The sequence below is a fragment of the Ruegeria sp. CK1 genome (assembly GCF_056536545.1).
The window spans coordinates 120,720-135,517 of sequence record NZ_JBQFPX010000007.1 but is presented as its reverse complement, the minus strand read 5'-3'; the positions used below and the strand labels follow the sequence as shown (position 1 = coordinate 135,517).

Below are 14,798 nucleotides of genomic sequence, written 5' to 3'. Positions count from 1 at the left end.
TGCACCGAAGCCGCTTTAAATTAGACTGACATGCAGATGTATTTCATCTCAAGATAGTCTTCCATGCCATGATGACTGCCTTCACGACCCAAACCTGATTGCTTTACGCCACCGAACGGGCCCAGTTCGGTCGAGATGATGCCTGTGTTCACTCCGACGATGCCATATTCCAGCGCCTCGGCTACTTTGTATACGCGGCTCAGGTCCTTGGCATAAAAGTACGAGGCCAGACCGAAGATCGTGTCATTGGCCATGGCTATTACATCGTCCTCATCCTCGAACTTGAACAGTGGTGCCAGGGGGCCAAAGGTTTCTTCCTGTGCGACCTTCATCTGTTGCGTTACGCCGGTCACGATGGTGGGCTGGAAAAAGGTGCCACCCAGATCATGGGGCAGACCACCGGTCAGGATGACACCGCCTTTTTCTGTGGCATCGGCGATGTGTTCGCGCACTTTGTCCACCGCCTCATCACTGATCAGCGGACCGGTTGTGGTGCCTTGGGTCAGGCCATCGCCGACCTGTAGTGCTTCGGTCGCTGCCTTAAGTTTGGCGGCGAACTCGTCATATACCCCAGCCTGCACGTAGATGCGGTTAGCGCAGACGCAGGTCTGGCCGTTGTTGCGGAATTTGCACATCATCGCGCCTTCGACAGCTGCGTCCAGATCGGCATCGTCAAATACGATGAACGGTGCGTTGCCACCCAACTCCATCGAGCATTTCATTACTTGATCGGCGGCCTGCCGCAGCAGGATGCGCCCTACTTCGGTCGAACCGGTGAAGGTCAGCTTGCGTACACCGGGGTTCTCGCAAAACTCCTTGCCGATCTCGCTGGCCTGAGACGAGGGGACCACGTTAAACACGCCGGCAGGTATACCGGCCTGTTCCGCAAGCAGTGCCAGAACCAGCGCCGACAGCGGGGTTTCCGACGCCGGGCGGGCGACAAATGCGCAACCTGCGGCCAGCGCCGGGCCCGCCTTGCGGGTGATCATTGCGTTGGGAAAGTTCCAAGGCGTGATCGAGGCTGCAACACCGATAGGCTGTTTTAGAACCGTAATACGTTTGTCACGCTGATGGCCCGGGATCGTCTCGCCATAGACGCGCTTGGCCTCTTCGCCAAAAAATTCGATGAAGGACGCGCCATAGGCGATTTCACCTACGGCCTCGGCCAGCGGCTTACCTTGCTCAGCCGTCAAGATTTTACCCAGATCTTCGGCGTTTTCCATCATCAGTTCGAACCAACGCCGTAGGATCGCAGCGCGTTCTTTTCCGGTCAGTTTGGCCCATTCTTTTTGGGCAGCCTCAGCCTGAGCAATCGCTCCGGCCACCTGAGCACGGCTGACATCGGCAACTTCGGCCACCATATCGCCACGCGCCGGATTGGTCACAGCAATGGTGCCGTTGTCGCCGTCCACCCACTGACCGCCGATATAGGCTTTGGTCACCAGAAGGTCGGGATTTTTCAAAAGGGATTTCAGGTCGGTTGTCGCGTCCAGCATGGGTTAGCCTCCGGCAGGAATTGGTTCAACGCACCCAATCAGGTGGGGTCTGGTATGTCTATGTCCACAATGGTGGTCGGATCAATCCAGATTTGATCAAAAACTCAGGGATCATGTTGGTATTTCGCGCCTATCTTTTTCAGACTGAGTTTGCCAAAGTCTGCATGAATTTTGGACCTAAGGGGATGTAAATCATCGTAACATTCCCTATCTATCAGGTAATTAAAGATAAAAGGGATAGCAGAGATGTCGAACCATCAATTTGACGCCTTGATCGAAGAAACTCAGGCGAAAGTGCGTGAAAGCCAATCGCAGATCGAAAGCCTGACTTCGCGGATCGACGCCGCCCGCGCCAAGATCGGCACTGCCGAGGCGGATATCGACATTGAAAACGCCACGCTTGAGGATGTGCACGCCCATACAGAGGTTATGAATGCCAATATCGCCGAGCTGATCATGGGCCTGGACGACGTCACCAATGCGTTTTCCAAAGATTTCGACGAGATGCGCTCGAAAACCGGGTGGGAGAGCTTTGTCGGCATCTTCGCGAAAGGTAAATCGGAATCGATGCGGCAAGAGCGGATGCGCACCGCCAATATCGACGACAAGCTGCAGGACCTGATCGCCAAGTCGGACGTGATCGTTAAGCTGCTGGAAGGGCAGCTGTCGGTACTGGAGGAGCAGCGTGTCAAGGTTGAAAACAACCTAACTGCCACGCTGGACGATCGTGAGGCCACCGTGGCTGAGCTGGAATCGCTGCGGGTCGAGATTCAGGGTATGGATCCAACCATCATCACGTTGGAAAACAAGATCAGCGTCGAACAGGACGCCGCCGCGCGCACCCAGCTGGAAACCGAACTGGCTGAGCTGAACAAGCAATACAACGCCAAGGTTCAGGAAGAGCAGGTCAAGCTCGCCAAGTCACAAACGCTGGAGCGGTACATCGAAAAGGGTAAGACCTGGGTCGATTCACTCCAGAACCAGGCGGCGACGCAGATGGTTCTGATCAACAAGCTGCAGACAGACACGCAACAGCGCGTGGTGCTGTATGACGCCCTGACCAAATCTCTGAAAACCGCGCAGCAGCAGGACGTGGCCCACCGCATCAACGAGATCGGCGTGCAGACCGACCAAGAGGCGCAAACAGCCATGGCCGCCATCGGCACCGCGACCAATCAGAAAATGGCCGACATGCTAGAGGCGCATGAGGACCACATGGTCTTTGCCCGTGACGTGCTGGAGAAAAAGGCCAAAGCGGATGAGCGCTTTGCCCGCCGTTTTGCCTCGATTGTCGAGAAGCATGATAAGAATTTGTATGGTGGGTGATGCACAGAAGCCCCGTAATCAAATACTTCGGAGTTTTGGCAGCATTAGTCTTGTCGCTTTACTTTGCGTATTTGGCGAAGGACATTTCAGCATTCCAGCTTGAAGGTTCTGCCCAGTACCTTTGGTACATTCCAGCAGCGATATGGACTATTGGTTTCGCGTATCTGTTTGTACAGACTTGGTTTGTAATGGTTTGGGTGTTTGTTTCCATTCTTAAACTCTTGGACGGAATGACAGCAAGTTGGCCCCGATCCATAAGGGAATTGTTTGGTATCCAAGACTTTGGATCTAGAAGAAAATGAACGACCCCACCCAAGACCATGTCGGCCTGACCGACACCTTCGCCTCACGCCGCTATTTCCGCAAATTCGAGGTGATCACCGTCCACCTCCTGCGCGTGGCCGCTACGATGGAGGCCGAAGGCGCGATCAGCAAGCAAGAGGTGCGGATCGTGTCGCGCTACCTCTCGGGGCTGCTCTACACCTTCCGCGCGCTGTCAATGAAATACCTGTTGGTCGGGCGCGATACAGGGCGGTTTTTTGGCAGCCTTGCCATGGACAAGCGCGACAGCGGGTTTCCGGTGGCGGCCGAGCTGCTGACCATGGCCAATGACGCGCAACAGGCGCAGGTGCATCTGGCGAATATGCCCTCGGAAGACGATCTGAAAACCGACATGGTTCGCACTATCATCGGAGATCAGGAAATCCCCACCAAGCTGCAATTCGCGCTGTCTCAAAGGCTCTATTATGAGGAATTGCTGAAGGGGCAGCTGTTTTGGGCGCGCAATGATCCCGAATGCCACTGGATCGGGAACGAAGGCGAGCGGCGCAAGTTCATGATCCACTGGGCGGTCTATGACAGCCAGATCAACCTGCCGGTCATCTATCTGATGCAGTTGGAGGACAGCGGCAAAACCGCCCTGCCCAAAGACCAACGCCGCTGGCCCGAGGTGCAGGCGCATCTGATGGCGCAGGCGCTGGGCGGGTTGAAACTGGTGACCATTGCCAAAGGCTTCGATCAGGACTTTGACGACCTGCATCCCAAACACATGCGCCGCATCCATGTGGGGCCGATGTATTCCTCGGCCTATACTGAGCAATCCGGTCCGCTGCGGCAGGTGCTGGAGGATGCACAAGCGCCAGAGGGGCAGGACTGGGCACTGGCATGGACCACAGAGGAACTGGAAAGCGAAGAGGTCATCGAAGAACGCGCCGGATGGTTTTCGACCGTGGAACGAGAGGTCTTTGCCCTCGACCCGTTCGGCGGGCAAGGGGCCGAAACCGGGGCGACGCGAACGCAGCGGTCGATCATCTTGCCCCAGCGTCCATTCCAGGTACTGGCCGAGCGTAACCCGCCGGGATTTGCTGATGTGCGCAAGTTCGTCGTCAGCAAGTCGGGGCAGGTTTTGAGGTATTAAAAGCAAAGGCGATTTTGAAATGAGTTTGATGTCAGATCAGATGGAATTGCGCGAAGACGACATTCGCAAGCACTATCCGGCCGCGACCGCCTTGTTGAACGGGTTCGAACATGCGCCACGGATTGCTAAGGCTGTCGAAGCTACCGTTGAACGCTCGTCAGGCGTGTCGACAGGGCGGCGATTTCGCTCTACCACGCCGGGGTTGGTTACGCGCCGCACAGCGCGGGCAGATGGGGTGCATCTGGTCGAGCGGATCGAGGCGTCGGACGATGGCGATGCGTTGGTCTCGCCGCCACAGGCGACCACGCAGCAGGCCATTCGCCGTGCCATTGCTATAGCTCTAGCCGTGGCCGAAGCCTATGCCGAGCAGACCCCGTTGGCCGATCTGAAACGTGCGAACCTTGCGGGTGATCTGCCCGCCGCCCGCAAGACCGAATTCTCGGAATTGCTGACGGCTGAAGCGCTGATTACCTCCCACATTTTCGGCAACGCACTGGCCTATCTGATGTCCTCGCATCTGGGCGAGACCACTGTTGATATCGGCGAGATCGAAGAGGTTCTGACCGACAATGGCCAACTCGCTCTGCACGGTGCGCTTTGGGAATTGGACCAGACGCTGGCCAAGCATGCGCCCGACGACGCTCACCTAATCGCGGCCACCAGCGCCTATGCCGAGCAACTGATGGACAAGGTCGCCCTGCGCGCCCAATCCGCAGGCCATCTGGCCCCGTTCCAGAACGCCGCTTGGCATATCGAGGCCGACGATCTGACCATCCGTGGCTTCGAACCGGCATCGAAGGCCAAATCCACTACCCTGACCATGACGTTCAAGAAACCGAACGAGGTGGTCGGCAACCATATCGCCAAGTATCAGGCGATGAAGCTGGCCAAGATGCTAATGGCTTATGACTTTGACCGCCGCCTGAACCCATTTGCCGAGCTGGGCGGGTTCATCTTCACCTTCATGGGCGACGGTAAACCGGGCACCGGCAAGACCACCCTGATCCAGATGATGGCCGGGTTGATCAACGACTATTGCCAGAACGCGGGCTATCCGTTCCGCTATCAGAACCTGAGCACCGACAACATCGACAGTTATCAGGGCAAATCCGGCCAGAACGCCAAGGCGTTTATCAACACGATCGTCGACCCCTTGGTTATCGGCTTCGGCACCATCGACGATATCGACCAGCTGGCGGGCAAACGCGGCGACCGGCAGTCCAGCGCTGGGCAACTGGAAATCACAGCTGTGCTGATGGAAAGCTTTGCGGGCGCCAATACTGTCGTGCGCGGCAACTGCACCTTTGGCATGTTCTCGAACTATCCCGAGAACGTGGACGACGCCCTGCGCCAACGCGCTGGTGCGCGGTTCCTGGTGGACGGGCCGCAAACGCGCGAGGATTACATCGACATCCTGCACCTGCTGATGGGCCGCAACCACGACATCCCGCTGGGCGAACACGACGCCTATGCCGCGCAGGAAATCAAGAAAGCCGTCGCCGCCAGCTTCGAAAGCCATTCCCGCCCGCATGAGGACGCTTTGCTGCAGGTCTATGACCGGGTGTCCGGCGATATCGGCCAGATGGACACCATCGCCAAGCTGGGCACCTACCTCAAGGCGATCCAGCAGGCGGACGAGCGGTTCACTGGCCGCGCGATCAAGAACATCACCGATGCGGTCAAAGTCCGCGCGATGGATTTTGAACTGCCCGACGAATGGATGGAGAACCCCGACTTGTTCCTGTTCCGCGACTACGACACAAAGAAAGCCATGATCGAGGACCTGCGCCAGCCGATCACGGTGGACATGGTGATGCAAGAGATCAACCGCTACGCCGACAGCGAGTTCCGCTATGCCGACAAGAGCGACGAGGTCGCCATCGAGAACGCGGTTCGAGAGATGGACAGGATGGAAGAGGCCAAGCGGCGGTATTTGGAGGGGAAGAGAAATGGATGATCTTCTGCCGCTTGTTGCGTATTATTCCTTAAGCGTCGCTATTTCGGCGGTCGTGGGTTGGCACGCTGGAAAACTCCGTTTGAAGAGAGACGAGCATACCGGAATGGGAGCGGTACTCGTAAGTTTGGTACTTGTATTCGTTGTGGTACCCATTGGGCCGGTCATTCTTTCATCAATACTTTCGGAAGGGTTCGGTAGCGTTCCGACCGTTCTGAGTTTGTGGGGCTGGCTCCTTCTTCTTTCTACAGGTTCTGAAGGCGGGGCCAAGTTCCTACTGCTCCTCGTAGTTTCGAGTGTTGCAGTGTGCCTATTGAACCACGCTTTGGGGCGACGCGCGGCAGCTGAAGGCATTGACTCCCGGCGAGAGTTGGAAAGCCGATTAATTGCACAGAAAAGCCGGATAGAGGAGGCCAAGCGGCGGTATTCGGAGGGGGAAGAGCTATGAGCGACGTGCTCGTTGCAGGAAGCTATTTTCTGACTGCCACAATGGCCAGCTTCTTCACGGGTTGGTTCGCGGCCGAAGGAAAAGTGCCTCTTGTTATCACACTTCTTTGTGCGCCGCTTGTAGGTATGGCGCTTGTTCCGAGCGTCGCAATTGAGGTTTATTTTTTACTTTCAGTTGGCCGATTTGGCGCTGGGGCGATATTTCTTTTCACAGGGTTTGTGTCTGTAGTCTTGGTTTTCCCATGGGTTCTGTTGATTGGCCCAATCCTGTCAGCATCAATCTGCTGCATAGGCTATTATTTCCGTTCTGATCTTTTTCCGATGGATGCAGCGGGTAGGGAAACGGCAAGGCGAATACGCCGTCAACGCCAAAATATGGTTGATGTGAGTAGTATAGGCTCCACTCGAAGGAACAGAAAAAATTGATCCGCCTCATCGAAAAAGGCCTGATGTTCGGCAACCTCGTCCACATCTCCAGCCCGGCTCTGGTCGAGCGGTACAACCGCGCGCTGCAGCATCTGGCGGGCAAGACCACGGCGCTGACGGATTTCCATGTTGATATCTCGGGTTATTCGCCGGAGGTGGGGATTGAGCTGGAGGACGAGCTCTACCTCAACCCCAACGGGGTCAACCGGCAGTTCATCCTGCTGACGACCGAGCAGAAACGCGCGCCTTTGTTGAACGTCAAATTCTCAACCTCGCGCGATATCCTGCGTGAATTCATCGAGATGAACGAGGCGCAGCTGTTCGCCCTGACCGCCACCGACGCGGTGGCCGGAGAGCTGGTGAACTCGGTCTTCAAACTCACCACCCCGCGCGACTTGCTGAACCTGCGCAAGATCGAGATTGAGGCCGACACGGTTGGCGGCACTTTGCGCAAGGCTGAACAACTTGCGGGCATGGTAGAGCAGTTCAAAACCGAAGAAGACGCTTGGTTCGACGATGTACTGATCGCCGAGATGATCGAAACAGCCAAGGAAACCGGCGACGTTACCCGCAACCCGGTCCACCTGCGCCACACGGCTTTTGAACAGCGCAATTTCTGGACGGCGCATTTCGGCGGGCTCTACCTGTTCCCTGATCTGGACTATCCGGCAACGATTTGCATGGGCGACCGACCCGATGATCTGCCCATTGACCGCGTGTTTGATCCTACGCAGAGGCACCAGATTGCGGCATTTCTCAATGACAACAATCTCGTCGAAACAATCATCGAGGCGCGGGGCGTGAACTCTGCCGCCGTTCTTCAGCAAAAGATGGATTTTCTGACTGTCCATGCCGCCGCAGACGCGGGCGTTGACCTGACCGGGTTGGACCGGAGAGACATGCGGCGTCTGGCCCGGAACCATGCTGACCGTCTGCCCGAGGCGTTTCATGGCCTCGCTCAACTGCTGCGCTGGGCGAGCGATGGCGGGCCATGGCCACGCATAACCTCGGATCATCCGGCTTATTTCTACACTCTGCGCGCAGCCGACACACCGCATCGCGATCTGGTAAATATGTTGCTGACCGAGCTGGCCCCGCTGGACCCGCGCCAGATGTTCATCTGCCACAAGGAATTGTTTTATATTACCTATGCCGCCTGGCCCGAGGCCAAAAAAGCCTATGTTGCCGACTTTCTGGAACGCGAGTATCAGGTGGACAAGGCAGGCGCCCGCGCCGCGCTGTTCGGTCACGAACCGGATATGAGCGGCCAAGACCGGGTCAGCGACGAAATCATCGCGCGCGTCGGGCCTTGGGGTGCGTTGAGGAAGGGTTAATATGTTCGGAGCGTTGCGCCTTTTTCTGGTCTTGCTGGTGATCCAGACCGTCGCGTATTTCGCCCTGTCGCTCTATTCGCGTGGTGTGCGGCGTCGGAAACTTGAGGACTGGTGGGACGAAAAGGGTAAAACCGGCAACAAACAAGCCTTTGTCGATCGCGGGTTGCATGTGTATGACAATTCGTTCCGGCGCAAACTGATCCTGGGGGTCTATATTGTCCCTTGGGTTGCGATTGGCGCGCTGATTTATATCGTGAACTACATGTGAGGGTTACGGCATGGCCTATGTGAAATGGGCGTTCATTATCATCTTTTGGGGCACGATTGCCGTGATCCTGCAATACTCGCTGCCGCAGCATGACGTTGTGCGCATCGTGAACACCTATGAAGAGCGTCAGGACCTGAACGACTGGACCCGCATTTTCTGGTCCGAACCTGATGATCAGTCGACCAGCCTTTCGAACCGTGATGTGCAGTTCATTCAGGCCGTGCGGGCCAATGGCAAACCAATCGTTTATCGGAATGAAGACACCAGTTGGGGATGGCCGCCGTATTTCAAGTTCGACACCGCAAACCTGTATACCGAGGCCAACGATGCGATCTCGGACAAGGATGATCCGGATTGGGTTGTTGTGACCCACTATGGCTGGCGCAATGAGTTCATGTCGATTTTCCCAAATGCAGTGTTTATCAAGCACGTGGATGGGCCGGATGTTCGTATTATCCCTTGGTTCAACATCATTTTCCTGACTGTGTTTTTCGCAATTGTCTGGGCGATATGGGTGCGCTGGCGCAGGTTCCGTCAGGCAAAGATCGACCCTATGCTGGAAAACGTCGAAGATGGATTCTATGCGGCAGGCGATGCAATCGAAGAAAAACGTCACGGATTTCGTCGCTGGTTGGACAGTTGGAAGTCTAAATAACCCCTTCAGTCATCGCTTTGAGGCTTGGTTACCGAACTACAAACTCAGCATGCAGCGCGCCGGCCGCTTTGATCGTTTTGAGGATGTCGATCATGTCACGTGGTGATACGCCAAGCGCATTCAGCCCGGCCACCACCTCGGACAGGGTGGTAGCCTCGGGGATTTCCGCCAGCCCGGCGCCTTCATCTTCTTCGATCCCGGCGATGGTGCGGGGGACGACCACCGTCTCACCGCGGGCAAATGGATTGGGCTGGACCGCTATAGGTGCTTCCTCGACCGTCAGGGTCAAATTGCCCTGTGACACCGCCACGCGCGAGATCCGAACCTCTTGTCCCATGACGATGGTGCCCGAGCGTTGATCAACGACCACGCGGGCCTTGGTTTCAGGCTCGACCAGAATGTTTTCAATCCGGCCCAATGCATGCGCAGTTGATACCGACTGGGTCGCCGCAATGTTCAACTCTACCGTTCCGGAATCACGCATGATTGCTACCGCTCGGTTGAATTCTGTATTGATCGCGGTCTCTATGCGGCTGGCCGTGGTAAAATCCGGCTCTCGCAATGCCAGGCGCATTTGCGTCAATGTCGAAAGGTCAAAGTCGATCTCACGCTCAACACGCGCGCCCGAGGGGATCACACCAGATGTCGGCACGCCCTGCACGACCGAAGCGGCATCGCCTTCGGCCACGGCACCCCCTGCCAGAACCGTACCTTGCGCAACTGCGTAAATCTGACCGTCAGCCGCATTTAGGGGCGTCATTATCAAAGTTCCACCTAGTAGACTTTTTGAGTCGCCAATTGCCGAAACCGTGACGTCGATCTGACCGCCGACCCGGGCAAAGGGCGGCAGGCTGGCTGTCACCAAAACGGCCGCCACATTTTTAGGGCGAAAATCTTCACCGTTCACATTGACGCCCAGCCGTTCCAGGATGTTCGACATGATTTCTTCGGTGAAGGGCGCGTTGCGCAATCCATCACCGGTACCATTCAACCCGACGACCAAGCCATAACCCACGAGATCATTGCCTCGGACCCCATCGAAATCCACCAGATCTTTCAGGCGGATCGCCCCGGCAGAAGCGATGCTGGGCAACAGCATCAATAAGAAGGCAAGAATTCTCATCTCAGGAAATTCACCAGCGACAAGTTCGCGTTGCGGACGGTGACGGAGTACAAGCTTTCCAATTGGAATTGGACGGTCTGCATTTGGGCGGCGGTTTCATAAGGGTCTGCGGCGACCAGCTCGTTCCGGCTGTATTCCAGGCTGGTCTGCGCCGCGCTGTTGCGCGTCGCGGCCTGTTCGATCCGCGCCTGTACCGAGCCGACCTGCGCCCGCAGATTCACTATATCGTTCTGGGTGTTGGCCAGATCATCACCCAGCTGCTTGAAAAGACCTGTGCGTTGGTCCCTTGGCAGGTTCAGCGCATCATCGGATGCCAATGCGGCAATCGCTATATCGCGTATCGCAGTTTTGAGAGCTGGGTCCGTTGCCTTGATTGGTATCTTGACGCTTTCATTCTCGGATATTTGCATCGGTGCTAATGAAGTATCCGAGCCTTGATAGATCAGAGCATCAAACCCGGCGGGATCATTGAACCAGTTTTCTGACGCCAGCCGGATATCTGTCACAGTAACGTAGCCAGTCAGTTCCGCCTCAAGCGCGGTCAACAGCGTGTCGCTCGAAGGTAGGGGTGAAACATCCGTGGCTAGGCCGGAAAAAAGGCTTCGCCCGCCCACGCGCGTATTCAATGCGGACATGATCGTGTCCAGCTCATTCCGAGCCTGCACCGAGGCGTTTTCGTGACTGACCGCCTGGTTCGATGTGCCAAATGCCAGCAGGGATGAGGTGACCTCAGTTACCGAGTCATTCACCGTCGTCAAACTCAGCTGCATGGCGTCTGTGAACAACTCAGCCTCGGCGGTCGACACTTTGTAGGCGCTCAGGCGCGACAGGCTACGATCCAAATCCAAAATGTACGAATAATCGCCATCCAGTCGCCCAGAAACATCCTTAACTTGGCCGGTGGACATCTCGTAGGACAGGGTTTCAATCCGGTTTCTGAGTTCGGTCGAGCGGACCTGCAATGCCATCCCCCGCGCCAGATCACCGATTGACGTCAAATTCATCATCACAGCCTCAACAAGGTTTCCATCAATTCATCAATTACCGAGATGACTCGAGCATTTGCGGCGTAGGCCTGCTCAATCTCCATAAGGTTTTGCAGTTCCTGATCGGTGTCCACACCTTGTTCTGCCTCTATCCGGGCCATTTCTAGCTGCGCATTATTTGCAAAGGTTAATCGTTCACTGGCGGTGTGGGCATTGGACCCCGTTTTGGACATCAACGCTTCGGTCAGGTCAGAGGAGCGCATGTCGCCAGTGCTAAAGGGCGATCCTGCGATGGGGCGCGATTCGTTCAAAACAGCTCCGAATGCCTGCAATTGTGTCGCATCGCCCCGAGAGCCCGGCGTAGCCGCGCCAAGCCCATCGCGCAACTTCCAACTGTCGCCGTCATTGTCGGGGTCCACAATCATGTTCAAGCTAAGCCGCAAGGCCAATCCCTCGGGTGCTGTCGCATCGAAACGGTTGCCAGCATCGGTGAATAGCCCCGGGTCCGTCGGTAGCGCAGTGGGGTCCAAACCCGGCGTTTCGAACCGTTCGATCAGATCGCGGGCGACTGAATCCAAATCAGCTTGCGCCTCAACCGCCAAGTCATCGCGAATCTCGAACTGCGCCGCCAACGCACCACCGCGTATCTGAGCCGTGTTACCGCTGGTGCGCACCGGGTTGCCATTCATCTCCAACCCCGACAGTAGGCCGTTGCCTACGGTCATGTGGGGCTTGGTTTCGCCGGTTGTGGTAAACGAGAACTCGGCCGCGGTTCCCTCCAACAGGATCAAGCCACCATCGGAATACAGGGACACCTGATCGTCTGCGCGCGGTACCGCATTTACCGGTATCACCGAATTTACTTGGTCGATCAGCACCTGACGCTGGTCTAGCAGGGCACCAACGTCGCCACCCGAATGTTTGACCTGTGGGATTTTGGCGTTCAGCGCTTCGATATCTTTTAAGGTTTGGTTCAGGCCGTCGACCAGTTTGCCAATCGTGCGATCCGCATCAGAGCGCAGCTGCCGCACCCCTTCAGACGCATTGTTGATGCTGTTGGTCAGATCGCGGCCTGTGCGGGCGACCTGATCCAGCCGTTCGGATGAGTCTGGCAAACTGGCCGCGGTAATCAGGCTGCTGTCGAACTCAGCCAGACGATTGGCAACGGATGCAGGGTCATCCACTGTGCCAACGACACCTTCCACCCCTGCGTGAAAGTTGGACAGCACGGTTTGATATGCCAATTCTGCATCGGTGGTGCGGCGATTGGCGGTGAGGACCGGATCGTGGTTGCGAACAACTCCGACCGTGCGCACACCGGTCCCAGAGAGAACATTCGTGGTCAGTTCCAACGACCTGCGGGCATAGCCCGGTGTCAACGCATTGGCGATATTGTCCGACACTACCGAGGTACCACGGCTGGATGCCGTCAGCCCGCTTACGGCGTTATTGAATGCTGTCGACAAATTCATGAAGCAGCTCCCCTTTCCGGATCAAGAGCTAAATCAGCGCTTGAGATTGGTTGTTTCCTGCAGCATTTCGTCCACGGTTTGAATCACCGTGGCGCTTGACGAATACGCCCGCTGGGTCTGGATGAGTGAGGTCAGCTCGGTTGCGATATCGGCGGTCGATTCTTCACGTGCGAAGGAGACGAGATCACCTGTCGGGCCCTCCCCGGCGTTCCACAGAAAGAAGGTGCCGCTGTCGCGCGACGGCGCGTAGGTCTGACTGTCCAGTGCGGTCAGGCCGTTGGGATTGGGTACATCCGCCAGTGGGATCTGGAACATGCGGCGGCTGACGCCGGTATCATAAAACGCATAGACGTAACCATTTTCATCGACCTGGACACTGGTCATCGTGCCCACAGCCGAGCCGTCGCGTGTAATCGACACTGGTGCGAATGTGTCCGACAGTTGCGTGACGCCGTCCGGGTCGCCGATCTGGCCGATATTGATCTCCATTGGGCCGCCTGCGACACTGACGACGACGCTGCCGGTGGTCGGATCATACGCCCCGCCAGACACAGGCGTGACGCTTGCCAGAGTGCCGCCGGCTGTGCGGCTGTCGGTGAAGGTCAATGTGTATTCGCCGATGACCGCGCCGCCCGACGCTGAATCGCGCAGCACCATGGTCCATTCATTGCTGGTTCCTGTTGCAGGGACGGTAGGCACCAATTCGATATCAATGCTTTCGGATTTGCCTAGGTTGTCAAAATACTCAACTGACAGCGGCTGTGTGTCGCCCGGTGCCCCGGCATCTGTGGCCGTAGCTGGTAGATTCATGCGCAGATTCATCTGAGTGGTTGGGGAGCCGGACAGTTGATTCACGCTAAGCTGTACGGGTTCCAATGCTGCTGGCGTATCACGGGGCACAGCAGGGATTGAACCGTCCGGATTAGCGCGCCAACCTAGCAGAACAAGGCCAGATTCAGTCACCAGATACCCTTCGTCATTGGTGTGGAACGAGCCGGTCGTGGTCAACAGCATCTCATTCGAGCCACCCGCAATCTGTGAGCTCGGGCGCACGGGCAACATACCTCGGCCACGAACGGCTAGATCGGTCGAATTGTTTGTAGTTACCAGCGACCCGCGCTGACCAATCAGGCGCTGACTGGACGTTCTGACCCCGCCCGCCGAGTAACTGCCGCCTTGGCCTGACGTGACCATCGAATGAAAATCCGTTTCGACTCGCTTATAGCCAAAGGTTGATGAATTCGCGATGTTGTCTGAAATCGTAGCCAACCTGTTGGCGTTGGCCTTCAATGAAGCCACACCGGCATTTAGCGAGGAGGAAATCGTCATTGGCACGCCCTTCTGTTGCGTCAATCGTTGATGCAACAGCTAGCGCACTGCCTCTTAACAGCGGGCTAACAGATAAAATGCCGCCTATCCTGTGATTTTCAGGTGTCGCGCAGAAAGATGATTTCGATCCTGTTGTTACGCACGGCCATCGGGTTTTTGTCGAACAATTCCCGATCCGCATGACCGGTTACGCGATCCAGCCGTGACGCCGTAAAACCCTTATCTTCAAGCAATCGCCGCACCACCTGAGCACGTGATGTCGACAAATCCCAAGATGGGTCGCGCGCCAATACGACAGGAGACGCACGGACATGGCCTTCGACCGAGACTTGGTTCGTCACCAAATCCGATGAGCGTGCCACCAACAGTGCCAGTGCCCGCATCATGGGCGTCGGTTCATCCGTATCTGCTTCGAACAAAGACTGCTCCTTGGTATCGAACAATTCGACCACCAACCCCTCGTCGGTGACGCGCGTGACGATGTGTTTCAGCACCTTGTCTGACACCATGCTTTCCCCGGTGCGGCCCAAAAGCTGCGCTTCCAGCGTGGAAAAATCTTTGGATA

At 56.6% G+C, this 14,798-nt stretch carries 14 protein-coding genes; 8 read left to right on the top strand and 6 right to left on the bottom strand.

What is annotated here, in order from left to right:
• Positions 1–20 precede the first annotated feature (20 nt).
• Positions 21–1,496, bottom strand: a complete 1,476-nt coding sequence (locus ACR0L3_RS16320) for an NAD-dependent succinate-semialdehyde dehydrogenase (RefSeq protein WP_480746820.1) — start codon at positions 1,494–1,496, stop codon at positions 21–23.
• A 246-nt stretch (positions 1,497–1,742) separates the two neighbouring features.
• On the opposite strand from ACR0L3_RS16320, the gene ACR0L3_RS16315 reads away from it, so the two are divergent.
• The 8 genes from ACR0L3_RS16315 (at position 1,743) to ACR0L3_RS16280 (ending at position 9,323) form a co-directional block, all read left to right on the top strand.
• Positions 1,743–2,822, top strand: coding sequence for a hypothetical protein (locus ACR0L3_RS16315; RefSeq protein ID WP_480746819.1), 1,080 nt, complete (start codon positions 1,743–1,745; stop codon positions 2,820–2,822).
• A 298-nt stretch (positions 2,823–3,120) separates the two neighbouring features.
• Positions 3,121–4,239, top strand: coding sequence for a hypothetical protein (locus ACR0L3_RS16310; protein WP_480746818.1), 1,119 nt, complete (start codon positions 3,121–3,123; stop codon positions 4,237–4,239).
• Positions 4,240–4,258: 19 nt separating this feature from the next.
• Positions 4,259–6,196 (top strand): AAA family ATPase, encoded by a 1,938-nt coding sequence (locus ACR0L3_RS16305; RefSeq protein ID WP_480746816.1) that lies wholly within the window; start codon positions 4,259–4,261, stop codon positions 6,194–6,196.
• Complete coding sequence (locus tag ACR0L3_RS16300) at positions 6,189–6,641, top strand: hypothetical protein (RefSeq protein WP_480746815.1); 453 nt, start codon at positions 6,189–6,191, stop codon at positions 6,639–6,641. The genes ACR0L3_RS16305 and ACR0L3_RS16300 overlap by 8 nt, the downstream gene beginning before the upstream one ends.
• On the top strand, positions 6,638–7,066 hold the full coding sequence (locus ACR0L3_RS16295) for a hypothetical protein (protein ID WP_480746814.1): 429 nt from the start codon (positions 6,638–6,640) through the stop codon (positions 7,064–7,066). Before ACR0L3_RS16300 ends, ACR0L3_RS16295 begins: the two co-directional genes overlap by 4 nt.
• A complete protein-coding gene (locus ACR0L3_RS16290; RefSeq protein WP_480746813.1) occupies positions 7,063–8,400 on the top strand; it encodes a DUF6638 family protein in 1,338 nt (445 codons plus the stop codon). The genes ACR0L3_RS16295 and ACR0L3_RS16290 overlap by 4 nt, the downstream gene beginning before the upstream one ends.
• Before the next feature lies 1 nt (position 8,401).
• Complete coding sequence (locus ACR0L3_RS16285; RefSeq protein WP_480746812.1) at positions 8,402–8,668, top strand: hypothetical protein; 267 nt, start codon at positions 8,402–8,404, stop codon at positions 8,666–8,668.
• A gap of 10 nt (positions 8,669–8,678) precedes the next feature.
• A complete protein-coding gene (locus tag ACR0L3_RS16280) occupies positions 8,679–9,323 on the top strand; it encodes a DUF1523 family protein (protein ID WP_480746811.1) in 645 nt (214 codons plus the stop codon).
• Between the two features lie 28 nt (positions 9,324–9,351).
• Here ACR0L3_RS16280 and ACR0L3_RS16275 read toward each other — a convergent pair whose 3' ends face one another.
• The 5 genes from ACR0L3_RS16275 to ACR0L3_RS16255 form a co-directional block, all read right to left on the bottom strand.
• Positions 9,352–10,446: a flagellar basal body P-ring protein FlgI gene (locus ACR0L3_RS16275; protein ID WP_480746810.1), complete on the bottom strand. Its 1,095-nt coding sequence runs from the start codon at positions 10,444–10,446 to the stop codon at positions 9,352–9,354.
• The gene (locus tag ACR0L3_RS16270) at positions 10,443–11,453 is read right to left on the bottom strand and encodes a flagellin (protein ID WP_480746809.1); all 1,011 of its coding nucleotides are present in this window, start codon (positions 11,451–11,453) and stop codon (positions 10,443–10,445) included. The genes ACR0L3_RS16275 and ACR0L3_RS16270 overlap by 4 nt, the downstream gene beginning before the upstream one ends.
• A complete protein-coding gene (gene flgK / locus ACR0L3_RS16265) occupies positions 11,453–12,904 on the bottom strand; it encodes a flagellar hook-associated protein FlgK (RefSeq protein WP_480746808.1) in 1,452 nt (483 codons plus the stop codon). The genes ACR0L3_RS16270 and flgK overlap by 1 nt, the downstream gene beginning before the upstream one ends.
• Positions 12,905–12,937: 33 nt before the next feature.
• Positions 12,938–14,233, bottom strand: a complete 1,296-nt coding sequence (locus ACR0L3_RS16260) for a flagellar hook protein FlgE (protein ID WP_480746807.1) — start codon at positions 14,231–14,233, stop codon at positions 12,938–12,940.
• A gap of 98 nt (positions 14,234–14,331) precedes the next feature.
• Positions 14,332–14,742: an OmpA/MotB family protein gene (locus ACR0L3_RS16255; RefSeq protein ID WP_480746805.1), complete on the bottom strand. Its 411-nt coding sequence runs from the start codon at positions 14,740–14,742 to the stop codon at positions 14,332–14,334.
• Between the last annotated feature and the right edge of the window lie 56 nt (positions 14,743–14,798).